This window comes from Brevibacillus sp. NL20B1 (genome assembly GCF_018195675.1).
Classification (GTDB): domain Bacteria; phylum Bacillota; class Bacilli; order Brevibacillales; family Brevibacillaceae; genus Brevibacillus; species Brevibacillus aydinogluensis.
Window position 1 is genome coordinate 1 of the sequence record NZ_JAGTPT010000028.1, and the last position, 22,794, is coordinate 22,794.

22 protein-coding genes are annotated in these 22,794 nt (G+C 55.2%); 3 read left to right on the plus strand and 19 right to left on the minus strand.

Going from position 1 to position 22,794, the window contains the following annotated elements:
• The coding region (locus KDN35_RS16665; RefSeq protein WP_212133330.1) for a YncE family protein at positions 1-839 on the plus strand (839 nt) is incomplete at its 5' end.
• Between the two features lie 225 nt (positions 840-1,064).
• Here the strand turns inward: KDN35_RS16665 and KDN35_RS16670 are convergent.
• The 8 genes from KDN35_RS16670 to KDN35_RS16705 form a co-directional block, all read right to left on the minus strand.
• Positions 1,065-1,646 (minus strand): DinB family protein, encoded by a 582-nt coding sequence (locus tag KDN35_RS16670; protein WP_212133331.1) that lies wholly within the window; start codon positions 1,644-1,646, stop codon positions 1,065-1,067.
• 67 nt (positions 1,647-1,713) lie between these two features.
• Positions 1,714-2,661 (minus strand): helix-turn-helix transcriptional regulator, encoded by a 948-nt coding sequence (locus KDN35_RS16675; protein WP_212133332.1) that lies wholly within the window; start codon positions 2,659-2,661, stop codon positions 1,714-1,716.
• Positions 2,662-2,810: 149 nt separating this feature from the next.
• Positions 2,811-3,236 (minus strand): SRPBCC family protein, encoded by a 426-nt coding sequence (locus KDN35_RS16680; protein ID WP_212133333.1) that lies wholly within the window; start codon positions 3,234-3,236, stop codon positions 2,811-2,813.
• Positions 3,237-3,310: 74 nt separating this feature from the next.
• On the minus strand, positions 3,311-4,303 hold the full coding sequence (locus tag KDN35_RS16685) for a sigma-70 family RNA polymerase sigma factor (protein ID WP_349290997.1): 993 nt from the start codon (positions 4,301-4,303) through the stop codon (positions 3,311-3,313).
• Between the two features lie 52 nt (positions 4,304-4,355).
• Positions 4,356-4,835 carry a 23S rRNA (pseudouridine(1915)-N(3))-methyltransferase RlmH gene (rlmH, locus tag KDN35_RS16690; RefSeq protein ID WP_171563938.1) on the minus strand — a complete coding sequence of 160 codons (480 nt, stop codon included), beginning with the start codon at positions 4,833-4,835 and terminating at the stop codon, positions 4,356-4,358.
• Between the two features lie 3 nt (positions 4,836-4,838).
• Entirely contained in the window at positions 4,839-5,108 is a 270-nt protein-coding gene (locus tag KDN35_RS16695; RefSeq protein ID WP_171563937.1) for a CxxH/CxxC protein, read from the minus strand.
• Positions 5,109-5,273: 165 nt separating this feature from the next.
• Positions 5,274-6,716, minus strand: coding sequence for a cardiolipin synthase (gene cls, locus KDN35_RS16700; RefSeq protein ID WP_212133349.1), 1,443 nt, complete (start codon positions 6,714-6,716; stop codon positions 5,274-5,276).
• A gap of 252 nt (positions 6,717-6,968) precedes the next feature.
• Positions 6,969-8,189: a S1C family serine protease gene (locus KDN35_RS16705; protein WP_171563935.1), complete on the minus strand. Its 1,221-nt coding sequence runs from the start codon at positions 8,187-8,189 to the stop codon at positions 6,969-6,971.
• Between the two features lie 231 nt (positions 8,190-8,420).
• Here KDN35_RS16705 and KDN35_RS16710 point away from each other — a divergent pair, with 231 nt between their 5' ends.
• The gene (locus tag KDN35_RS16710; protein ID WP_171563934.1) at positions 8,421-8,633 is read left to right on the plus strand and encodes a hypothetical protein; all 213 of its coding nucleotides are present in this window, start codon (positions 8,421-8,423) and stop codon (positions 8,631-8,633) included.
• A 37-nt stretch (positions 8,634-8,670) separates the two neighbouring features.
• On the opposite strand, the gene KDN35_RS16715 is transcribed toward KDN35_RS16710, so the two are convergent.
• From KDN35_RS16715 to KDN35_RS16740, 6 genes are all read right to left on the minus strand, one after another.
• The gene (locus KDN35_RS16715; protein WP_171563933.1) at positions 8,671-9,459 is read right to left on the minus strand and encodes an MBL fold metallo-hydrolase; all 789 of its coding nucleotides are present in this window, start codon (positions 9,457-9,459) and stop codon (positions 8,671-8,673) included.
• Between the two features lie 53 nt (positions 9,460-9,512).
• On the minus strand, positions 9,513-10,289 hold the full coding sequence (locus KDN35_RS16720; protein WP_171563932.1) for a two-component system regulatory protein YycI: 777 nt from the start codon (positions 10,287-10,289) through the stop codon (positions 9,513-9,515).
• On the minus strand, positions 10,276-11,658 hold the full coding sequence (locus KDN35_RS16725; protein ID WP_212133335.1) for a YycH family regulatory protein: 1,383 nt from the start codon (positions 11,656-11,658) through the stop codon (positions 10,276-10,278). The genes KDN35_RS16720 and KDN35_RS16725 overlap by 14 nt, the downstream gene beginning before the upstream one ends.
• On the minus strand, positions 11,655-13,484 hold the full coding sequence (walK, locus tag KDN35_RS16730) for a cell wall metabolism sensor histidine kinase WalK (protein ID WP_212133336.1): 1,830 nt from the start codon (positions 13,482-13,484) through the stop codon (positions 11,655-11,657). The genes KDN35_RS16725 and walK overlap by 4 nt, the downstream gene beginning before the upstream one ends.
• Positions 13,481-14,188, minus strand: a complete 708-nt coding sequence (yycF, locus tag KDN35_RS16735) for a response regulator YycF (RefSeq protein WP_171563929.1) — start codon at positions 14,186-14,188, stop codon at positions 13,481-13,483. Before yycF ends, walK begins: the two co-directional genes overlap by 4 nt.
• A 160-nt stretch (positions 14,189-14,348) precedes the next feature.
• Entirely contained in the window at positions 14,349-15,845 is a 1,497-nt protein-coding gene (locus KDN35_RS16740; protein WP_171563928.1) for a peptidoglycan DD-metalloendopeptidase family protein, read from the minus strand.
• A 268-nt stretch (positions 15,846-16,113) separates the two neighbouring features.
• On the opposite strand from KDN35_RS16740, the gene KDN35_RS16745 reads away from it, so the two are divergent.
• Positions 16,114-16,485: a hypothetical protein gene (locus KDN35_RS16745; RefSeq protein WP_171563927.1), complete on the plus strand. Its 372-nt coding sequence runs from the start codon at positions 16,114-16,116 to the stop codon at positions 16,483-16,485.
• 71 nt (positions 16,486-16,556) lie between these two features.
• Here the strand turns inward: KDN35_RS16745 and KDN35_RS16750 are convergent, their stop codons facing one another.
• From KDN35_RS16750 to KDN35_RS16770, 5 genes are all read right to left on the minus strand, one after another.
• Positions 16,557-16,760 (minus strand): hypothetical protein, encoded by a 204-nt coding sequence (locus KDN35_RS16750; protein ID WP_371808859.1) that lies wholly within the window; start codon positions 16,758-16,760, stop codon positions 16,557-16,559.
• Between the two features lie 313 nt (positions 16,761-17,073).
• Positions 17,074-18,360, minus strand: coding sequence for an adenylosuccinate synthase (locus tag KDN35_RS16755; protein ID WP_171563925.1), 1,287 nt, complete (start codon positions 18,358-18,360; stop codon positions 17,074-17,076).
• A gap of 607 nt (positions 18,361-18,967) precedes the next feature.
• Entirely contained in the window at positions 18,968-20,317 is a 1,350-nt protein-coding gene (dnaB, locus tag KDN35_RS16760) for a replicative DNA helicase (RefSeq protein ID WP_171563924.1), read from the minus strand.
• Between the two features lie 24 nt (positions 20,318-20,341).
• Entirely contained in the window at positions 20,342-20,785 is a 444-nt protein-coding gene (gene rplI / locus KDN35_RS16765; RefSeq protein ID WP_171563923.1) for a 50S ribosomal protein L9, read from the minus strand.
• 67 nt (positions 20,786-20,852) lie between these two features.
• Positions 20,853-22,790, minus strand: coding sequence for a DHH family phosphoesterase (locus tag KDN35_RS16770; protein ID WP_171563922.1), 1,938 nt, complete (start codon positions 22,788-22,790; stop codon positions 20,853-20,855).
• Between the last annotated feature and the right edge of the window lie 4 nt (positions 22,791-22,794).

Here is a 22,794-nt window from a genome sequence, read left to right on the forward strand (position 1 = left end):
CAAATCATGTTCAAAAGAAAATCCGTGGGCTGTCAACCCATTTATCAATTGATAAAAATAGTCGGATGTGGGTGCCCATAGAAGAAGGTGGAAACCAAGTATATGTGCTTCAGGGGAACAAAATCGTCTATACGTATAATGACCTACCTTCTCCAATCAGAGTAGTTCATTCGGATAACAATTTCACTGCTGTTCTTTGTGTTGAGGATGGGGTAAACGGAAAAGTTGTTATCATCAATAATGAATCAATGAACATCATCAAAACAATAAGTCTTAAGGGATTAATAACAAACGCAGTGTTTCACAACGATCGTTTATATGTTACAGCAAATGAAATGTTAAACGAACAGGATAGCTATCTCCACAAAATTGATTTGATAACATATAAAACACTCACAATCAATCTGGATGGGCAAGCGGCACGCTCCCTTGACGCCGATGATAAAAACGTGTACGTTGGATTATTTAATCCAAGGCATACAAATTTGGTAATTTACAGAGCGGATACACTGGAAAAATTATCACATGTAAAAGTGCCTCCAGCTCCATATAAACTGAAGTTATTCAAAGACAAATTGTATATTCTTCATTTTGACATCACCAGCTTCTTTGGAAGGATACTAACTATCGTTGATACAAATACGAAATCTGTAACTAGTCATTCCATTCCGCTGCTTGCCGACGATTTTCATATAACGAACCATGAATTAATCTTATCCTCCTCCGTAGAGGATTCATTATTTGTGTTATCGTCGGATTCTCTGGAAATCAAAGAAAAGAAACCTTTTAACGGATTACTTTCAAATACTGTTGTAACAGAAAATGGGGTGAAAAATTAGTTCCGGGATCGTACCTAAATGTCATTTTAAAAGGCATGGCCATCCTTTATTGGATGGCCGCTTGCATTGCTTTCGCGATCATCAAGAAAGCTTCACGCTTATCGCAAAGTGGCTGATACGGAACGAGTAGCCCCAATTCCGTTTGCCACACTAACCGCCCGCTGCACATGCGACTTCGAAGCTACGCCTATCCAGTAAGAAGGCTTTCCGCTTTCCATTCCGGGCTCATCCATGAGCTTCCCTCCAAGCGTCGCACAGGTGCTGCTTTTGGAGTAAATGATGGCGATAATGCATCTCGATAAGCCGAAACCATTCCAACGCGTTTAATCCGCCAAATCGCGGATGGAGAACCGTATTTCGAACGATCTCCTTACCCGGTTCTGATTGCCTCTGGGCAACCGGATCAAACACCGACGCTACTATGGGTTCAATCTCGACCATTCGACGCAGCGTATCCTGCAATCCGGCGACAAGTTGTTCCTTGCTCTCCGGTTGCGGCGGCGTATATTGCGGGGACGGGGGGAGTTGGATTCGCTCAGGCGGGAAGCTCTCCCCCTTGAACAGATCCTCTCCCCACTTCGTCTTTCCCGCCTGTGAGACTTCCGGGCTGCCTCCCGGTTCAAGGCACAATGCGACGTTCCTCAAATGCAATTGCGCGGAACGGATCAGGTGCATGTACATCTGACCAAGCGACCATTCGTCCTCCGCCGGCTTCCAAAGCAGTTGTTCAAGAGTCAAGCCATCCAATTCTCGCATATAACCGCTGACAGTCTCCTCAAATTTGCTCAACGTCTCTTTCGTATCCATCGCCAAACCCGGCTCCTTTCAGCTTTAGTTGAATCCAGCATACAAAAACGCTACTGACAACAGTTTGTCAGTAGCGTTCGATCATTTTTTTGATTTCTTCGCGCACCTGTTCGCGCAGCGATTCCGGTTCCAGCACACGCACCGCTGCACCCCATCCGAGCGTCCATTGAAGGAGGTCCTCCACCCGCCGGACGCGAAACGTCGCCAGCCAGCCTTCTTCTCCCGGCTCGAACGACTCCATGTAGAAATTGTCCGATTCCTGAACCCGATCCGCGATGGCATGGTCCACCAACATGCGGACCGTCACATTTCGATCGTCTATCGGCCGATGATCCTGAAAGCTAAAACCCGGAACGATTCTGAACGAGTCTTCCAGTACAACAAGCTCTTTTATGCGAGACAGCCGAAAGTGCCGGATGTCCTGCCTCAGCTCACAGAACGCAACAAGGATCCACACCCCTTTGGAAAAAACAAGCCCGTAAGGATCAACCGTTCGTTCGCTATGGCGATTTCCGTCCGGACCCGGCAAGTTTTTGGAGTAGCGGAAACGGATCTTGCGCTTCCGCAGAATCGCCTGGCGCAACTGTTCGAACGTCTCCTTTTCCTGCCCGCGCACTTTCGACCCTTTTTCATTCAGCAGTCGAATCGTCGATCTGATCCGTTCGGTCTCCTTTCGTACTTTCTCCGGTAAAATCGCCTCGATCTTCTCTTTCGCACTGCGGGCCTTCGCGGCGTACTCAGCATCCAGCCCCATTTTTACGAAATCAGCTCCGATGAGCAGCGCTACCGCTTCTTCCTCTGTAAAGCTGACAGGAGGAAGAAAATAGCCCTCCATTAAGGAGTAGCCTATTCCCGGCGCACCGGCTACCGGAACACCCGCTTCGCTTAGCGCCTGAATGTCACGGTAAATCGTGCGGATACTCGTCTCGAACTTGCAAGCCAAATCCTCAGCGCGCAGCACGCCTTTACGCTGCAGCTCAATCACGATGGCCAACATCCGATCAGTTTTCTTCACATCGACCGCTTCCTTTTTTTCAAATTTCAATAGGGCATCAAATACAGGTTGAGCCGGTTCCATTTTCCGCTTTACAATCACTTGTGATATGCCTCAGCGTGTCACACCAAAGCAAATAAGAATGGCGCCCGATTGGACGCCAGCAGATATTAGTGAGTTTCCGTATATTTTTTAAAATTGTCCAGAATCGATTGCCAGCCTGCTTGCTGATACTCAACGGGGTGAATGTCTTCCGCATCGAACGTTTCGACGACCTCGGTTTCGTTTCCTCGGGCAGTGAAGATGATCTCAACTTTTCTCCCATCCCCCATTGTGTATGAGATTTCCTCATGTAATTTCACGACATCGTATGTTCCCCCAAAATCAAAGCCCATACTGCCATCTTTCGCTTCCATCCTGGTAACAAACTTGCCGCCGACCCGCAAATCATTTTCCGCTCTTGGCGCATGCCAATCATCCGAAGCCTGATTCCACTTCGTGATGTGTTCCGGCTCGGTCCAATACTTCCAGACCTTTTCCACCGGCGCCTGAATGACTGCCCGTACGGTTGCTTTCTTTGGTTTGCTGGTTCCCATTTTAACGTACACCTCATTTCATCAGAATCGGATTTTTGTTTCTCATATCATTAGACGAAATAAGCTTCTGAAATTCATCGGTGTATTTGTTCGGGAAGCCCAAAGCGAGTAAATAATTTTGCGTGAATAAAATTTTGGGTGTGCAAAATTTTACCCTCTTTTATTACCAGAACATGAATGCCCCAGGGAACCAGGACGGACTTATTGTCACTTGGCATATATTGCGCAAATGCAGGATAACCGCCATTCACCGTAATCGGCAATAGTCGGGAGCCTTCGCAATGCCAACGAGTTGCGGTAAAAAACTTGAACAGATTGTCCTTGCCGCTGACCCACATCTCGAAAGGCGGCATGGACAGGCACCCGTCTTCATGAAACAACGCCACCAGCGCATCAATATCAAATTGTTCAAAAGCATCCACATACCGCGAGAGCAGCTCTTGGTCCGGTTCAGCATCCATCATGCAGAGCTCTTCGGAGCGAAGCTCGGCCCGGTCCATCGTCTCTCTCGCTCTTTGCAAGGCACTGTTAACGGCTGCAGGTGTTATCCCTAGCGCCTCCGCAATCTGCCTTGCAGACCACTCGAATACATCCTTCAAAATAAGTACTGCACGTTGACGGGGAGGTAGTGTTTGCAGAAGGGCAAGAAAGCAAAGTTGAAGCGTATCTTTCCGCAGCACAACATGTTCCGGGTCACCTGCAAAATCTGGAGCAGGCCAGATCCATGACGATTCAGGCAACGTCTCGCGAGGCTCGATGATCGAAACAGCCGGGTCAAATATGTCAACAGGAAGGGCACGGCGTTTGGCTTGCCTCAGCTTGTCTATACATACGTTTGACGCGATGCGGTAGATCCACGTTTTGCGCGAAGATTGTTGTCTGAATGAATCCCAACTCCGCCAAGCGCGAGTGTAGGTTTCCTGAACTGCATCATCCGCGTCTACGATCGATCCCAACATCCTATAGCAGAACGATGTCAACTCAGGCTTTAACTTCTCAAAGAGTTCAAGATCAAGTGAGGATTCGTTCATCTTAGGCCTCCTTTTGAGTGATTGCCTGATGACGATCTAGGTCCATGCTACATTCGATAATCTGGTTACTTCATCGTAACCGCTTCCGTTACTTGTGGTAAGGCTCTCCGCGGTTGATCCGATACGCCCGATACACCTGCTCCAGCAGGATCAACCGCACCAGTTGATGGGGAAACGTCATCTTGGAAAACGACAGCAGCACGTCCGCCCGCTTCAGTACCTCCGGCGAGAGGCCCAGCGAGCCGCCGATGACAAACGCCACCTGGCTTTTGCCGTACGTAGCCAGGCGGTCCAACTCGCTGGCCAGCTTCTCGGACGACCACATCTGCCCTTCGATGGCGAGCGCGATCACGTACTGGTCGGGTTTGAGCTGGGCGAGGATGCGCTCTCCCTCCTTGCGCTTCACCTGCTCCATCTCGACTTCGCTGAGCACTTCCGGCGCTTTTTCGTCGGCCACCTCCACCACCTGCAGCTTGCAGTAGGCGGAGAGGCGCTTGCTGTATTCGTTGATTCCTTCACGCAGGTATTTTTCTTTCAGCTTGCCCACGGCGACCACGGTAATGTTCATGGGCTACATTCCTTTCACGCGCAGGAGAGCAATTTTGCCCTCGGCACCGCACACCCGGCAGCGCTTGTCCAGGGGGCCGCCTTCCACTTCCTCGGCCCGATACGTATCCGGCGCCGCCTCAAATTGATCCACGTACTCGTCGATCTCCTGGTCGACGTGCTCCATGCAGGCAAACCGCACCGGGTGTGCCGGATGCAGTTCCACCTCTGTTCCCGCGATGCGGATCGTTTGTGCGGTAGGCTGTTCGTTTGTGTTTCTGGTCTTCTGCTCCATGTGTTTCCGCTCCTTTTCCTGTTCGTTACCCGTCCTTATTCTACCCCAGTTCCAGGAAAGGTCAAATGACGCTGTCCGTTCCGGAAAAACGCCTCTGCCATTCCCCGCGAAAGGAGGCGGGCCGACCGGATCGCCAGGTATGGTCCGGAATCCCGCCCGCCTTTCCTACAGAATCGGCGACAGCAGCCGCGTCAGCGACTCTTTCAGGCGGACGACAACCGGCCGCTGCTCGTACGCCTCCAAGGTCACTTCCGTACAGACGGCCAGGTCCTGACGGAAAATCTGTTCAAGATGGGTAGCCAAATCCGTATCAAACAGAAAGGCATTCGTCTCAAAATTGATCTTGAAGCTGCGAATGTCCAGGTTGGCACTGCCGACCGAGGCGATTTCGCCGTCGACGACCATCATTTTGGCGTGCAGGAAGCCCTTGTCGTACCGGAAGCAGCGGACGCCGCTCTTCAACAGTTCGCCGATGTAGGATTGGGACGCCCAGTAAACCAGTTTGTGGTCGGCGCGGCCGGGGATCATGACCCGGACGTCGACCCCGGACATGGCTGCCATCTTCAAGGCCGTCAGCAAGCTGTCGTCCGGGATCAGGTAAGGTGTCTGCACATAGATGCGCTTTTTTGCCTTGTAGATCATTTTCAGGTAGCCGTGCTTGATTTGCTGCTTTTCCGAATTGGGACCGCTGGACACGATCTGGACGCCCACGCTGCCGGCCGGGATCGGTTCGGGGAAGTACCGCGGCCGCTCCTCCATCCGCCGCGTCGCGGACAGGTTCCAATCGAGGAAAAAGCGGGCCTGCAGCATGGGAACGGCACCGCCGGTCAGCTTCAGATGGGTGTCCCGCCAGTAGCCGAGCCGTTTGTGCAGTCCCAGGTACTCGTCGCCGATGTTGAATCCGCCGATGAAGCCGGTCCTGCCGTCGATGACGGCGATTTTCCGATGGTTGCGGAAGTTGACCCAGATATTCACGTAGGGAATCCGCGACGGGAAGAACGCGGCCACCTGTCCGCCCTCCTTCACCAGCGGGCGGAAGAAGCGGGTAGACAAGTGGGAGCCGATCGCGTCGTACAGCAGTCGAACCTCCACTCCCTGCCGCGCCTTGTCGGCCAGGGCCCGGATGAGCCGTCTGCCCAGTTCGTCATTGCGAAGGATGTAGGTCGTAATATGGATATGGTCACGCGCTTCGCCGATACTCTGAAACAGCGCGTCAAACAGGCTGCTGCCGTCGGTAAACACCTCGACGGCGTTGTCTTGGGACAGCAGCGCGGCGTCACTGGCCGCATTCATCAGGATCATATCCCGATGATCGCGCATGGCCGGATCGCGAAAGGACAGCGTTCCGTTTTCCAGCTGCCGCATCTGCTGCTCCACCGCCTCCTGAAACCGGGAAAACTCGCCTTCGCGCAGCCTGTACAGCTTCCGCCTCGTCAATTTCTGTCCAAACAGCAGGTAAAACACGAATCCCAGGCCGGGCAAAAACAACAACACCATCAGCCACGCCCAGGTGGCGGCAATGTTGCGCCTCTCCATAAAGATGAGAATCGCCGCCAGCAGCAGGTTGGCTATCGTCAAGAGGGAAACGATTTGTTGAAACAGTTCCATATCCCACATCCGCCCCTTTGCCTCGGACGCTCCCATCTGCGGGGGACCGGGCACAAGGTGTCTCCTTTTCGCTCCACATTTCTTTCATTGTAACACGATGTACGGTGCTGCATGCACTTGGTCACAAGCAGCAGGCCCGGATAGCGGATGAATAGGAAAAAGGGGTGCCGATCCGGTCGACACCCCTGTGAGGGAGGAAGCGCAGTTGGTTTTTCTCGTAGCAATCGCGTGAGCAGTCCGGTTGGAACTACGTCACCGCTCCGGCGTATTGCCCAGAGTGGCGGTCGTTGTTTTCAGGAAGCCGTCCCGGTAGTAGGTGATTTCGATCTTGTCACCCGGCTTCTTGTTCAGGGTCAGGTATTTGCGCAGTTGGGCGGCGTTGTTGATTTCCTTGCCGTCCAGCTTGACGATGACGTCATACATGCGCAGGCCAGCTTGACCGGCCGGCGAGAATCTGGTCACTTCGTCGCGAATGACGACGCCTGCTTTCACGCTGTCCGGCAGATTCAGCGTCTCTTTCCAGTGATAACGAGGAACGTTGGTCAAATCGTAAGGCGCAATGCCCAGATACGGTCGTTTCAATTGGCCGTACTGCATCAGTTGGGCGACAATCGTCTTCACGTCGTTGATCGGGATGGCAAAGCCCAGACCCTCAATACCTTCCTGGGAAATCTTCAGCGTATTGATTCCGATTACCTGTCCGTAGATGTTGACCAGCGCACCGCCGCTGTTCCCCGGGTTGATCGCCGCGTCCGTCTGCAGGACGTCCAGCTCCCAGTCATCCTGCCCGTCCTTGTCCACGTCAATCGGCATGGAGCGCTGCAGCGAACTGATAATGCCCTGTGTAACGGTGCGGGAGAACTCCATGCCAAGCGGGTTGCCGATGGCGATCGCCGGTTCGCCCACTTTCAGCGTGCTGGAGTTGCCCAGTTCCGCCACCTTCGTCACCTTGGAGCCGTCGATTTCCAGCACGGCTAAGTCTGTAAACGCGTCGGCTCCCAATACTTTTGCGTCCACCTTGTCCCCGGACGGGAGGACGACCTCCACTCTTTCTGCATTGGCAATCACGTGGTTGTTGGTAATGATGTGCGCTTTGCCGTCTTTTTTCTCAAAAACAACGCCAGATCCTTCATCGCGCTTCAGCGACTCCTGGTTGAACCAGTTGACCACCCGGCGGACGTTGATCACGCCGACGACCGCATCTTCCACTTTTTCCACGGCCTGCACCGTCGCCGTGTTGACCTCGACGGAAATTGGCTGCGTAAACAGATTGGCCGCTGAATTGGTCATGGCATTGGCCGTGCCTTTCTCCACTGTGGAGAGGTATCCCGATTTGGAGAGGGTCGGGAGCATCAAGAGGACGACCATCCCGCCGATCACAGCCGAGGTGATCGACGTCATGATCAGCCGCCCGAGCCCCGCCGGCTTCCGCTTTTTACGCTCCACATGCGCTATATCATCATAAAAACCCATGGTTCTCGCTCTCCTTTCTCTACTTACTAGCTTAGCGGCTTTTTTGCCTACGTATACATACGATTGCGACACTTTCAGTATACGATCTGTTTTCGGCAAAGTCGCGTGAGAATTATGGAAAGATTGTGGAACGACACCGTAAAACCGGCATAAATCGCAAGCGGCGCGGATATGCTGGAGGTAACACTTTCCACAGAGAAATCCCAGAGCTGCGAGAAAGGATTGATAGGCATGAAAGACGTAAACGTCATCGCCAAACTGGCTGACCTGCAGGATGTAGGATACCAGAACGCGCTATTGCTGCACGCGTTGGTGGACCTGCTGGAGTCCAAGGGTCTGCTGAACAAGGACGAGCTGATCGGCAGCATGCACGAGTTGGACGCCAAACTGCACCACCGCATCCAACAAATCGTCCGGCTCTCCCCCGCTCCTCAAGAACCGTGAGTCACGCCAATATCGGCTCATTCGTTACTATGCGTGTCTACAGCACTTCCAATCGGGTCGGCCGGTCGGGGTAGGTCTCCCGCAGATGGACGTCGTCGCCCACTTTCAGTCCCCGCTCCTCCAGGACGCTTTTCACCGTGAGCCGCGCCAGATCGATCATGTTGTTTTCCTTGCTCAGGTGGGCGAGGTAGACTCGCTCCGCACGGCCGCTCAAAAAGTCGCCCAGCGCCTCGCCGGCCGCCTCGTTGGAGAGATGCCCCACGTCGCTTAAAATCCGCTGTTTGATGCTCCACGGATACTGCGACATGCGCAGCATCTCCACATCGTGGTTCGCTTCAAAGATGTAAGCGTCCGCGTCGCGAATCGTCTGCTTGATCCGATCACTGACATAGCCCAGGTCAGTGGCGATACTCAGTTTTTTTCCGCCGTGGTAAAAGCAAAACCCCATCGGTTCGGCGGCGTCGTGGGAAATGCCGAACGACTCGATCCCCAAATCCTCCAGTTCCTTCTTTTCCCCTACTTCAAAGTAGCACCTTTGGTCTTCCCGGATGGTGCCGATCTGTTTGTCCAGTTCGGCCCACGTCTTTTGGTTGGCATAAATGGGCAGATTGTAGCGGCGGGCCATCACGCCAATGCCTTTGATATGGTCCACATGCTCATGGGTAACCAGAATGGCATCCAGCTCACCCGGATTGACCCCGATCTCCCGCAAGGCCGCCTCTGTCTGTTTTCCGGTAATGCCCACATCAATCAACACGGAAACACGGTCGGTCGCCACGTAGATGGCGTTGCCCGTGCTGCCGCTTGCCAAAACACTGAATCTCACTGCATATCCCTCTTCCTTCACACGTCACGTTGCAAAAATGCAAAAGCTGTCACTCACGATTTGGACGTCACCAGCGGCCGTTCCAGCGCGCCGGTAAACGCATTGACAAAATGCTGCTTGCCGTCGTGGATGATGCGCCACACCGGGGCGAGCACCTGGACGTCCGCATCGTACGAACCGTAGTATCCAAGACGGACGCTCTCGATCCGCTCACCCGGGGTAATGATCCGCTTGTCCACCAGTGAGCGGATGGCTGTGTACGGCGATATGACCTGCCGGGACGCCCCCTGGCTGCGCAGGTTTAAGTAAGTTTGCCGGTACCCGAGGACCGCGCCGTCCTCCAGGTAGATTTCCAACGGAGCCACAAAGAGCGGCAGCTTCTTGTAGGTCTGCCAGTACAACAGCCGTCCCTGGCTTGATTGATACAGATCGGCCGTGTATTGGTCGGCGTACAGCATGCGCGGGCCGAGCTGACGCAGCAACTCGCCCGGCGTGAACTGTCCGCGGATCTGCAGCGGCGGGTCCAGACGAGCAGCCAGCGCCATTTTTTCCATCGTCACCTGTATCCCAGGTATTTCCTGCAAACCGATTGCATTGATGCCAGCGTACTCTGCGTTAAGATATGTCATCGCCGGCGTCTCCTGCGGCACGTCCGCTTCCAGCGAGATATTTTGCTGATTCAGATACATCTCGATGTCCCATCTGTCCGCCTGCACCGCCAACGGGCTCTGCCAATGGCTGAACCGGGTCTGGTACACCTGGTAGCCGAGAAACAGATCGAGGAGAAGAAAGGCCCAAATCAAAATGGTTTTGGCTCTACTCCAATCCATGTACCTGTCCTCCTCCCCGCTGCACCCGGGCGGGAATGTACAGATTGGCCCGATTGGCGATCTCCACGACCCAGACTGGCGTCAATTCGACGTAATCGGGAGTCGTTCGGGTCTCGTACGCCAGGTACGCGTTGGTAATCTGTTCGGTATCCGCCAGCTGTTTGTCGCGGATATACTGAAACATCTCCGGTCCGGACATCACAATCCACTCGTGGTTGTCGATGTAGCGCTCCAGGCCGAGCAGCGAACGATCCAGCGTCACCACCTGCCCCGCCTCCGAGGTGATGCGGATCACGTCGATTGGATAACCGTCCTGACTGACCAGCGGATAGGCGCCGACGTACTGCCGGAACGTGATCACGTCTTTTTCGTTGTAGCTCCTTTTGATTGTCTCGAAGTGAAAGTCGCCTGTCCAGCCCACGTGTTTGTTGATAAATGAAACCGCCCCTTTGACCTTTTCCTCATCCGACAGTTCCTGATCGCTCGGTTGAAAGACAGGGTCGGTAAAGGTGATTGCCTGCTGTTCGGAACGCAGCTGGATCGAGCGGCTGCCGTCGGTAAAAATCAGTGTTTTGTCCCGCTCCATGATTTGGCGGACCAGCGTCCGGTCGAGGAAGTAGGCGTCAATCAGCTGGTCGTTGGTCAACGTATGGTAGCTGTAGCGAAACGCCTGCATCCTCGTCCGGTTTTTGGGCAGATAGTACATGTCACCGAGAGCATATTGCTGCTCCACCGCAGGCAAGTTGCGCGGCGGCCCGACCATTTTCATGATCTGTTCCGGCATCGCGTTGCCGGTCGGCAGGTAAGACTGGCGCAAATCCTTGGGACTGATTGACGTGCGCGCCCGCATCACCCGCTCTTCTTCCGTGGAAATGAACAGGGCGTACACGACATCTTCCAGTTCCTCGTAATACAGCCACAAACGGTCGATGCTTTTCAGCCTGGTTTCGTTCTCATCGCGGATCGTCACCAAACGGCCTACGACGGACATGGGAACGCTGCTTCGAAAGCGAATCTCCACGCCCTGCTTTTCCCGGGCAATTGTGCCCCATTTGTCTGCCGTGAGTGGATACGAAGCGAAGTCGAGGAAGATCCACTTGGGCATTTCCATTTGAACGATGATGCGATACTGCCCGTCCGTCGCGTTCGCCTTTGTGTGCCGGTTCTGCCCGTAGTGGAAAATGACTGACTCCGGCGTCACCAGCTCTTCCAATTGTTTTTCCCGGACCGGCTTTGACTCCTTGTACTGGGCCGGCTCGATAAATTGTAACTTGGGCTGATTGCTCCACAACAGCGCGGTCAAACAAAAGCTGGTCAGCACCAGGAGGTTGAGCAGCACGGTTTTGGCGGGTTCCTTCCACTTTTTCATCCCGCCTTCCCCCCTTTGGCATATGGCACCCAGAACGTCACCGTGGTTCCTTGATTCAATTCGCTCGTTATCTCAATCTCAGCTCCGTGCGCCTGCACCAGTTCGCGGGCGATCGCAAGGCCGAGCCCGGTTCCGCCCTGTCCGCGCGAACGCGCCTTGTCGACGCGGTAAAACCGCTCAAAAATGCGCTTCAAATCCCGGCTGGGAATGCCGATACCGGTGTCAGCGATTGAGATGTACACCCGTTTTTGATGCCGGTTGGCGTATGCCCGCAGCACCACCGAGCCGCCTGCGGGCGTGTACTTGATCGCATTGGACAGCAGGTTGTCCAGCACCTGATTGATCGCGTCCTTGTCGATGTGTACCTCGGGCAGCGTTTCCTGGATCTCCAGGCTGAGCTGCACACCCTGCTGCTCGCCAAACAGGGAAATACGGTCCACCGCGTAGCGCAGCAGTTGGTTGGCATCCACATCCTTGCAGTGCAGACGGACGCCCTGCGAATCAAAGCGGGAAAGCTGAAGCAAATCGTTGACGAGCCGGATCATCCGTTCCGTCTCCGACATCGTGACCCGCAAAAAGCGGTTGGACAGCTCCGGCTCCTCGACCGCTCCGTCCAAGAGCGCTTCCACGTAGCTTTTGATCGTGGTCAACGGCGTGCGCAGTTCGTGCGACACGTTGGCCACAAATTCCCGGCGCTGCTGCTCCAACCGCTGCTGTTCGGTCACGTCCTGCAGCACGGCGATAATCCCGCCCTTTTTGCCGCTGTCATGCTGCAGCGGGGTAAACGTCACGCGCAGAATCAGCACATCCTTGTTGGGCAGCACCATCTCAATAAACAGCGGTTCGTTTTGAGCGTACAGCGGCATCTCTTCCTCCGGCGGCAGCCGCAGAAGGTTGTGCAGGGTCGTCCCTTTTTGCACGCACTCGTTCATCGTCACCTGCAGCATTTCTTCGGCCGATCGGTTTAGCAGAATGATCTGCCCATCCCTGTTGGCCGCGATCACACCGTCTGACATGTTGGTGAGAATGCTGGCCAGCTTCTCGCGCTCTTCTTCCTGCTGCAGGATGGCCTCCTTCAGCCGCCGGGTCATGTGGTTAAAGGCCATGCCCAGCTGACCGATTTCATCTTCACTGTACACGCGTACGTTTCTGTTAAAATCACCGTCCGCGACGGCTCGCGCCTGGCGAGTCATCTCCTTGACCGGCGTCGTTATCGTCCGAGCCAGTACCACGCCCAATCCGGCCGTCAAAAGCAGCGCGATCATCGTCCCCGAGGCGAGAATCCCGTTCATCTTGCGAATCGTCATGTACGTGCCTTCCATGGAAGCGACCATGTACACGGCCCCGTACACGATGTTGTCTCCCTTGACCGGAAGCACCAGCATCTTTACCCGGTCTCCGGTCCGCGGGTCGATCCGCATCGACTCGCTGCGCGTGCCCAACAGCGCGATCGTCACTTCCGGCTGGGACGTGCGCCGACCGAGGATGCGCTTGTCTTCCGTCGTGCTGATCACCGTGCCGCTGGAGTCGATGACCTGGACGTTGGTTCCGTTCAGTTTCACCAGGTTGTTGATCAAATTGTCGATGCCCTGCCTGACTTCTTCGGCGCTTTGTTCCTTGGCGTCGCGCGGGCGCAGGTAGCCCTCCAGATGGGTGGCCAGCAAACTGGCCTGGGCATTTACCGTCTCCGAGAAGTTGTTGAGGTAGTAGCTCTCCACTTGCCGCGCAAAATAGGCGCCGATAAACTGCATGGCCATCAAGATCAACAGCATGTAGATGACGACCACTTTCCACTGGACCGTGGTAAACAGCCGGAGCGGTCTCATCCGGCCGTTCCTCCCAGACCCGGATTGCGCATGGTGTACCCCAGACCGCGCCGCGTAATGATGTACTTCGGTTGGCTGGGATCGTCCTCAATTTTTTCGCGCAGCCGGCGAATCGTCACGTCGACGGTGCGCACATCGCCAAAGTAGTCAAATCCCCATACCGACTGCAGCAGGTGCTCCCTCGTCAAGACCTGTCCCTGATGGCGCGCCAGGTATGCGAGCAGTTCGAACTCGCGATGCGTCAGGTCCAGCGGCTCTCCTGCCTTCTCCACCGTGTACGAATACAGGTCGATCTCCAGCTCGTGCACGCGGATCTGGCGGATTTCCTGCTCCTCGTTTTTTGGTTTCTGCCGGCGGAGGTGGGCCTTGACGCGGGCGACCAGTTCCCGCGCGCTGAACGGCTTGGTCACGTAATCGTCCGCCCCCAGCTCCAATCCCAGCACCTTGTCCAGCTCTGAATCTTTGGCCGTGAGCATGATAATTGGCACGTCGCAGGTTTGCCGCACCACCCTGCAGACGTCCATCCCGTCCCGGCCGGGGAGCATCACATCCAAAAGGATCAGGTCCGGCTTTTCGTTTTCCACCTGCAACAGCGCTTCTTCGCCGTCATAGGCGCAGACCACCTGATAACCTTCTTTTTCAAACGTAAACTTCAATATATCGGCAATCGGTTTTTCATCGTCCACAACCAGGAGTTTTGCCATTTCCGCTCCCCCCTTCTTTCTATTGGATTCCACTCGATCTCGCGTTTTTCCTCCACAAGCGCCTGGTAATCGTTGTCACCCGCTGTTTACGGATGCCCCTTCACAACAAGAAAAGGGCTCCTCCATTTTCGGAGGAACGCCCTTTTTTGCAATGGATGTGCTAATTCAGGAAACGCAACGGGTTTTGAACTTGTCCACCTTTTATCACCTCGAAATGGAGGTGTACCCCGGTGGAATCTCCGGTAGAGCCCATAACGCCGATCGCTTTGCCCTGTTCTACCACTTGGCCCACCTTTACACTGATGGAGCTCAAGTGGCCGTAGCGGGTCTTCATCCCGTTTCCGTGGTCGATCAGAATGCATTTGCCGTAATCGCCATCCCATCCGGCAAATACGACTCGGCCGTTGTCGGCCGCCCGGATCGTACCGGAACCTGCGATGTCGATACCTTTGTGCAGTTTGCCCCAGCGCATGCCAAAGCCGCTGCTGATACGGCCTCTGGCCGGCCAGGTAAAACGGCCTGTCCCACGTGACGGTATCACCTTGGTGCCCCGTTCCACAATTTTGGCCACGGGCTGGACCAGCACCTGCTGGTTGAGCACCCTGCGGTTAACCACCTGTCCGTTCTCCTTGATCACTTCGTAGCTGACCAGCTTGCTGCCGTCGCGTCCTGCCTGGACCACTCTGGTTTCCCCTTTGGGCAGCTTGTCGTTGTTTTTGATCTGCGTAGTGAAGGGGATCGCCTCTTTTTGCGAGACTTCCTCCTTTACCTGTACGGTGACCAGGGGACGGAGTGCTGTCACGTTGATCTTTTGCCCCAACTGGAGCACGGTGTCTTCCGTAATCCCCGGGTTGTTGGCGTAAATGTCCTTGGAAGTGATGCCGTACTTCTGCGCGATGCAGCCGATGCAATCACCCGGCACAACGGTATGGGTGACGGTTTTCAACGTGCCTTTGGAGAGCAGTACTTCCAGCTCGTCCACCGGAAGCACCTGCGCCGCCGCCACCGAGTCGCTTTCCAGCTTCACGTCTTCCTTGAACGTCACTTCCTTGACCTTTTCAGGCGCCGCCAACGGCATGGACGCGGCCGCAACCATCGCTTGCTTTCCTCTCAAGGCGGGAATGCCGGAGAACTTTTCCTTCACCTTGGCCAGCGCTTCCTCCGCCGATTCGCGATCAGCGGCGTAGCCGACCACTTTGCCGTCAACGACCAGCTTGACCGCTTCCACCTGGACGCCGGCAACATCGGCCAGTTTCTCAATCGCCGCGGCATTGTCGTATGTGCCTTTGAATACCTTTTCTTCCGTAAACGTTATGTAATTGGAAAGTTTTAGGTTCAGGCCATGCTTGTCCTCTTCTTCCGCCAGCTTGGCCTTGAGCCAGTTGTTCACCACGTCCGGACTGTTCACCACGCCGATTTCCTGTCCGTCTACACTCACGTGATAGAGCGTGATGACGTTGCTCGTATAGTAACCGTAGGCTGATAATCCAATTGTAGTTGTAAGGAGCAATCCTGCCGCGATGGACAGGGTTTGCTTTTTATGGGTGCGGAGATACGCGTTTGTGCGTGTCGCCGCGCTCTTTGCCAGTTTACTGCCGTTCTGGATGAGGCCGCTCATCCGCTTCAGCAGCTTGGCCTTCCATTCGGCCCATTGCATACCTTGTCCCTCCTGAAAACAGTGCAGCTTTTCCAAGCACCGGTACTTGCCGAATATTTGAAAAATACCGACCAGGTCAAAAAGCCTATCCTCATGTTTCCAGTTGCCTGTCAAATTGCCTAAAGAAACCAACTATGTCGACTTTACCACAAAAATAACGACAACATCAAGTGTAAAATATTGTCGAATAAACGCACCGACTAACAGGAATCATATGGATACCAGAGCGGCAGTGCTCACTTAGAAAACGTTGAGAGGAGCAGCACACGTGAAGGAACGCAACATTTTGGCCGGTTTCAAGACCGAGGAAGCGGCTGTTCAGGCACGCGACAAACTTCGTCAGGCTGGTTTCGACATCGTTCAGATCGACAGGATCGGTCAGTTTCCCGGCGATGGCGTGGAAAACGTTCTCAATCCGATTACCGGAGAAATCCCCAGTCTGGCAAAGATGACCATGGCAGGCGATTTTCCCAGCGGCCGTGACGCCAGCATTCTGGCAGCGGCCAACCCGGATGCGAGCGGTATGGCCGACCGCGGCGACGACGATCTGGAAGCCAGCATCCTGCTCACTGCTGTCGTGCCGGAAGAACGGGGCGACGAAGCGACCGACATCATCCGCGCCTGCGGCGGCATGGTCTAGCCGTATAACGCAAATGAAGCCACCTTCCCTCTCATTGGGCAGGTGGCTGTATGTTTATACGCATCGGGACGTCACACCTCGACCATCGACGTGATGTCCTTCAGCGCCAGGCGGCGAATCGTCGTTTTCCCTTCATCCCGCTGTTTGTATGTGGTGATGAAGCAGAGATACCCGTTGTCAAAATGAGTCATGGTTCCTTTGATGACGCAGCCGTTGAACATTTTCACCTGGACGTTCTTGCCCAGGAGTTTCATTGCCTTTTGATCAAATCCCATCATCGCGACCACCTCATTTTTCCCTTGGTATGCCATACCATATGCCCAGACAAAGTCGGTTTGTGTCTGTCCGCCACAAAAAAATTTTCCCCTGCTTATCCTCCTGGGCACAAACGAAGAAGACAGGACAAGAGTGCTCCTTCTTTCCGACCTGAATGGGACAAACAGACCAGGACGTTTTGGTCAAACGGGGGCAAAATCCCTTCCTCCGCACTGCGAAACCGGTCACAGAAATATCAGGTGACAAATGAAAATAAAAAAGCTGCCCGAAACGGCAGCTTTTTCGTATGCAATTTGCCTGATACAAAATTGATTATCCGTAGATGCCGCGGACAACCACGGTCTGTTCGCGGTCAGGACCCACGGAGAAAATGGAGAGCGGAATGCCGGTGAGCTGGGTGATGCGCTCCACGTAGTGGCGGGCATTTTCCGGCAGATCGTTGAGACTGCGCACTCCGGTAATGTCTTCCTTCCACCCCGGCAGCTCTTCGTAGATCGGTTTGCATTTGGCCAGCATATTCAGACTTGCCGGGAACGACTCGATAATTTGCCCGTTGTACTCGTACGCCGTGCAGATGCGCAGGGTGTCGATGCCGGTGAGCGTATCCAGCTTGGTCACGGCCAGTCCGGTGATCCCGCTGACGCGGCGGGCATGGCGGACTACCACGCTGTCAAACCAGCCGACGCGGCGCGGACGTCCGGTGGTTGTGCCGTACTCGAATCCCGCTTCGCGAATATAGTCGCCGGTTGCGTCGGTCAGCTCGGTCAGGAACGGGCCGTCACCTACGCGGGTGGTATAGGCTTTGGCGACACCAATCACCTGGTTGATCTTGGTCGGACCGACGCCGGAACCGATCGTGACCCCGCCGGCAATCGGGTTGGAGGAGGTGACGTACGGATAGGTGCCCTGATCGATGTCCAGAAGTACCCCTTGCGCGCCTTCAAACAATACGCGGTTGCCGCGGTCGATCGCGTCGTTCAGCACCACGGAGGTATCGGTGACGTACGGACGGATGATCTCCGCATACCCCAGGTACTCTTCCAGTATTTCGTTCAGGTCAAAGCCGCTGGTATTGTACATTTTCTCCAGCAGGCGGTTCTTCTCGGCCAAATTGCGCTCCAGTTTGCGCGCAAACTCATCCTTGTCCAGGAGATCGGCGATGCGAATGCCGATTCTCGCCGCCTTGTCCATGTACGCCGGACCGATTCCCTTGCGCGTGGTGCCGATCTTGTTTTGGCCGCGGCTCTCTTCTTCCACGCTGTCCAGCTTGATGTGGTACGGCATGATGACGTGCGCGCGGTCGCTGATTTTCAGGTTTTTCGTGGAGAACCCGAAACCGTGCAGGTAATCCAGCTCCGCCACCAGCGCCTTCGGATCGATCACCATCCCGTTGCCGATCACGCAAATTTTATCTTTATAGAAAATCCCGGAAGGAATCAAATGCAGCTTATACTTGTTTCCATCAAAAATAATCGTGTGCCCCGCATTGTTACCCCCTTGGTAACGGGCCACGACCTCTGCGCTTTCTGCCAGATAGTCTGTAATCTTTCCTTTACCTTCATCGCCCCACTGGGTTCCGACGACAACGACCGTTGACATCGAAAAACACCTCCTGCATTCGTCATATCCTTGATTGGGCCTGAAACACCCTAAGTGTACTAAACCAATTCATACCTTGTCAACGAAAATACGAACGTTAGGAGTTTGGTTAGTTTATACGTTCGGTATTTTTATCTTATTCAGAAAAACAGCCGCTGATCCCTCTTTTGCCGCTATCATGCGGACACAGCAAAAAAGCCGGACAGCTGTCCGGCCCAGACTGAAGACAAACTGTTCATTGAGTTAGCGTCCACAAAAAAATGATTTCCAGGCCGGAAGGCCTGCCCATTCATCATCCGAAGCTGTAGACAACGTACATCGCATGGAGAGATGGGCCAAGCGAGCTCCTTTGACGACCGGCTCAGCGGAAAAACGAAAGACGCGGGGATACACAGGGGACACAAGTCTCACTTCGTCGAAACGCCCAGATGTTTGTCCCCTGCCCGCGTCTCGTTTTGGAGCGGACTTCATCCGCTTCTTTGCTGGGCGTCAAGCGAGCGAGCGGGCCCGATCTCCCATGCGCCTCGGACTTTGTCTACACGCTGAGCCGGACAGCTGTCCGGCCTTGCACCTGCCTGTGCCGCCTTCGCTGACCGCGGTGCGCTGCTCAACCCGCCATGTCGCGAAAGCGGTTGTCCAGGCTGACAAACTTGTTGTATTCCTTTAAAAACGCCAGCTCCACGGTTCCGGTCGGGCCGTTCCGCTGCTTGGCGATAATGACTTCGATCACGTTTTTGTTCTCGGTTTCCTTGTCGTAGTAGTCGTCCCGGTACAAAAACGCCACGATATCCGCGTCCTGCTCGATGGAGCCGGATTCGCGGATGTCGGACATCATTGGCCGCTTGTCCTGGCGCTGCTCCACGGAACGGCTCAGCTGGGAGAGCGCGATGATCGGCACGTTCAGCTCGCGGGCGATCCCTTTCAGCGTACGGGAGATTTCCGATACCTCTTGCTGCCGGTTTTCTCCGCGCCCGCGTCCCTGAATGAGCTGCAGATAGTCGATCACGATCAGCCCCAATCCTTTTTCCGCCTGCAGCCGCCGGCATTTGGCCCGTATGTCCTGCACGGTAATCCCCGGCGTATCGTCGATGTAGATGGGGGCCTTGGCCAGCGTTCCGATCGCCATCGTCAGTTTCTGCCAATCGTCCTCTTCCAGCCAACCCGTCCGCATCCGGGATGCATCCAGGTTGCCTTCCGCGCAGATCATCCGCTGTACGAGCTGTGATGCCGCCATCTCCAGCGAAAAGATCGCCACGGTCTCTCCCGCGCGGGCCGCCACGTTTTGCGCCACGTTCAGCGCAAACGCAGTTTTCCCCACGGACGGACGGGCGGCCAGGATGATCAGGTCGCTGCGCTGAAAGCCGGAGGTCATTTTGTCCAGGTCCGGGTAACCGGACGGAATGCCGGTCACGTCCCCCCGTCTCTGGCTGAGAAATTCAATCCGTTCGTAGGTTTCCAACAGCACGTCGCGAATCGGGACAAAGCCCCCGCTGTTGCGATTCTGGGCAATTTCCAGGATGTATCTCTCGGCATCCGCGAGAATCTGCGTGACGTCGTCTTCGCGCGAATAACCGTCATTGGCAATTTTTGTTGCCGTGAGAATCAACCTGCGCAGCAGCGACTTTTCCTCGACGATGCGGGCGTAGTATTCGATGTTGGCCGCCGTCGGCACGGATCTGGCGATTTCCGTCAGATAGGTGACGCCGCCCACTTCGTCCAGCAGCTTGTGGTCCTGCAGTTCCGCCGTCACCGTGACGAGGTCGACCGGTTCCCCTCTTTCGTAGAGGTCCTGCATCGTTTTAAAAATCCGCTGATGCGCCGTCTTGTAGAAATCTTCCGGTCGAAGAATCTCGATGGCCGTGATGAGAGCTTCCTTGGATAAGAACACTGCCCCCAGAACAGACTGCTCGGCCTCGTTGTTTTGCGGCGGCACACGGTCCAAAAACAGGTCGCTCACGTCACACCCCCTCGCTTGCCTCGATTATTCTTCCACCACGTGCACTTTGAGCGTTGCCGTCACTTCGTTGTGCAGCTTAACCTTGATTTGCGTCACACCCAGCGAACGAATCGCTTCCATCTCCAGTTTGCGCTTGTCTACCTTGATGTTGAACTGCTCTTCCAAGGCTTGCGCCACCTGTTTGCTCGAAATGGCGCCGAACAGGCGGCCGCCCTCTCCCGCTTTTCCCGCTACTTTCACGGTCAGTTCGTTCAGCCGTTTTGCCAGTTCCTGAGCTTCCAGCTTCTCCTGCTCCTTGCGTTTTGCCTCGCTGCGCTTCTGCGCTTCCAGCGTCTTCAGGTTGGCCTCTGTCGCTTCCTTGACCAGTCCGCGCGGCAGCAGGAAGTTGCGCACATAGCCTTCCGACAGGTCTTTCACTTCGCCTTTTTTGCCTTGTCCTTTCACATCTTGCAGAAAAATGACTTTCATCGTCGTTTCCCCCTTTTCATCGAATACTGGTCGAGGGCAGAGCGTAACAACAGTGCCTTACGCGCGCCTAGACGACCTCATCGATTGCTTCTTTCAAGCGTTTGACCGCCTCTCGCAGGGAAATGCCCTCGATCTGGGTGGCCGCGCCGTTCAAGTGGCCGCCGCCGCCCAATCGCTCCATGATGGATTGGACGTTGATGTCCCCCAGGGATCGGGCGCTGATCAGCACGGTGTCATCGGCGCGTCTGGCGACGACAAACGACGCGGCAATCCCGGACAGCGACAGCAGTTGCTCCGCCGCCTGGGCCACCTGTACCTGTGTAAAGTCCTCGCTCGGATCGCCCACGGCAATCGCCATGTTGTCGCGGTACGTCTCCGTGTTCATGATGACGCGCGCCCGCTTTACGTACTGCTGCAAGTCTTCCTTCAGCAAGCGCTGAACCGCCGCCGTGTCTGCCCCGTTCCGGCGCAAAAACGACGCCGCTTCAAAGGTGCGCGAACCGGTGCGGAATGCAAAACTCTTGGTATCCACCACGATCCCGGCCAACAGGGCCGTCGCGATCAGGTTGTCGATGTTTAACCGTTCGCTCTGGTACTGCAACAGTTCCGTCACAAGCTCCGATGTGGAGGAGGCGTACGGTTCCAGGTACAAAAGCACCGGCTCGATGAACTCTTCGGAGCGGCGATGGTGGTCGATCACCACGATCCGGCTGGTTTCCTGCAATAGCTGCGGTTCGATGACCAGCGACGGCCGGTGTGTGTCGACGACGACGAGCAGCGTCCTGCCGGTGACAAGACGAATCGCCTGCTCAGGCGTAATGAACGAGTCGGCCAGCTCCGGATGGGCGTAGATCTCCTTCATCAGCCGCTCCACGGACGAGTTGCCTTCGTCCATGACGATGTAGGCCTCTTTGTTGTGGACCTGCACCGCCTTTAACACCCCGAGCGACGCGCCGATCGAGTCCATGTCCGGCTGCTTGTGTCCCATGACAATGACGTGCTCTGCTTCGTGGATCAAGTCGCGCAGCGCGTGCGCGATCACGCGGGCACGGACGCGCGTGCGCTTCTCCACGGCGTTGGATTTGCCGCCGTAAAACGTCAATTTGTTGCCCACTTTGACCGCGGCCTGGTCGCCACCTCGACCCAACGCGATATCCAGGCTGGATTGGGCCATTTGTCCCAGTTCGATGTACGTGTCGGCTGCCGCTCCCACCCCGATACTGAGTGTCAGCGGTATCTTGTTGTCGGCCGTCATCTCCCGCACGACGTCCAAAATGTCGAAACGGCTTTCTTCCAATTTGTCCAGCGTCTCTCGCTCCATTAGTCCCAAAAACTTGTCGGCCGTGAGTCGACGCAGGTAGATGCCGTGCTTGTTGGCCCACTCCGTAATGACCCCGGACACGCTGGTGGATAACAGAGTGCGGCTTTGTTCGTCCATGACCTGTCCCACTTCGTCCAGATTGTCGAGGTGAATGATGGCGAGCACGGCCTTTTCGCGATGGTAGCGAAGCGACAGCTCTTTCATGTCGGTAATGTCCGTGAAGTAGAGCAGCCGCTCATCGGGCCGGATCAGCACTTCATAGGTACGTTCGTTGTAGGTAAACTCCAGCCGCTTCTGCTCCGGTTTCCAGCTCAGATGCGGAAAAACGTCCTGGAGACTTTTCCCGATCATCATTTCGTCTCCCGACATGTTCGTCATGAACGGGTTTACCCACTCGATTACCTTGTCTTCGTTGTACAACAATATGCCGATCGGCAGTTCCTGGATGACGCCTTCTCCCGCTTTTTTCACCCGGTGCGTCACCGTAGCCAGGTATAGGCGCAGATCCCGTTGAAAGCCTTTTTCCGCTTGCAGGGCATAAAGAACCAGGCCAATCAGACAGATAATCCCGATCGCCCCGTACATCCAGTGATGCAGCGTCAAAATCCCCAACAGCAACAAGCTAAAGCTGAGAGCCAGGACCATATGCAGCCCGTACCAACGCTTTAACAGGAATTTGGGCATTTCC

What these genes read in the sequence shown, in the direction of transcription:
- KDN35_RS16670 (WP_212133331.1), bottom strand. Translation starts at nt 1,646, where the DNA reads ATGGATACGAAAGAGACGTTGAGCAAATTTGAGGAGACTGTCAGCGGT.
- KDN35_RS16720 (WP_171563932.1), bottom strand. Translation starts at nt 10,289, where the DNA reads ATGGATTGGAGTAGAGCCAAAACCATTTTGATTTGGGCCTTTCTTCTC.
- rplI (WP_171563923.1), bottom strand. Translation starts at nt 20,785, where the DNA reads ATGAAAGTCATTTTTCTGCAAGATGTGAAAGGACAAGGCAAAAAAGGC.
- yycF (WP_171563929.1), bottom strand. Translation starts at nt 14,188, where the DNA reads ATGGCAAAACTCCTGGTTGTGGACGATGAAAAACCGATTGCCGATATA.
- KDN35_RS16750 (WP_371808859.1), bottom strand. Translation starts at nt 16,760, where the DNA reads ATGGGATTTGATCAAAAGGCAATGAAACTCCTGGGCAAGAACGTCCAG.
- KDN35_RS16705 (WP_171563935.1), bottom strand. Translation starts at nt 8,189, where the DNA reads ATGGGTTTTTATGATGATATAGCGCATGTGGAGCGTAAAAAGCGGAAG.
- rlmH (WP_171563938.1), bottom strand. Translation starts at nt 4,835, where the DNA reads ATGAACATTACCGTGGTCGCCGTGGGCAAGCTGAAAGAAAAATACCTG.
- KDN35_RS16755 (WP_171563925.1), bottom strand. Translation starts at nt 18,360, where the DNA reads ATGTCAACGGTCGTTGTCGTCGGAACCCAGTGGGGCGATGAAGGTAAA.
- KDN35_RS16710 (WP_171563934.1), top strand. Translation starts at nt 8,421, where the DNA reads ATGAAAGACGTAAACGTCATCGCCAAACTGGCTGACCTGCAGGATGTA.
- KDN35_RS16695 (WP_171563937.1), bottom strand. Translation starts at nt 5,108, where the DNA reads ATGGAGCAGAAGACCAGAAACACAAACGAACAGCCTACCGCACAAACG.
- KDN35_RS16680 (WP_212133333.1), bottom strand. Translation starts at nt 3,236, where the DNA reads ATGGGAACCAGCAAACCAAAGAAAGCAACCGTACGGGCAGTCATTCAG.
- KDN35_RS16770 (WP_171563922.1), bottom strand. Translation starts at nt 22,790, where the DNA reads ATGCCCAAATTCCTGTTAAAGCGTTGGTACGGGCTGCATATGGTCCTG.
- KDN35_RS16725 (WP_212133335.1), bottom strand. Translation starts at nt 11,658, where the DNA reads ATGAAAAAGTGGAAGGAACCCGCCAAAACCGTGCTGCTCAACCTCCTG.
- cls (WP_212133349.1), bottom strand. Translation starts at nt 6,716, where the DNA reads ATGGAACTGTTTCAACAAATCGTTTCCCTCTTGACGATAGCCAACCTG.
- walK (WP_212133336.1), bottom strand. Translation starts at nt 13,484, where the DNA reads ATGAGACCGCTCCGGCTGTTTACCACGGTCCAGTGGAAAGTGGTCGTC.
- KDN35_RS16740 (WP_171563928.1), bottom strand. Translation starts at nt 15,845, where the DNA reads ATGCAATGGGCCGAATGGAAGGCCAAGCTGCTGAAGCGGATGAGCGGC.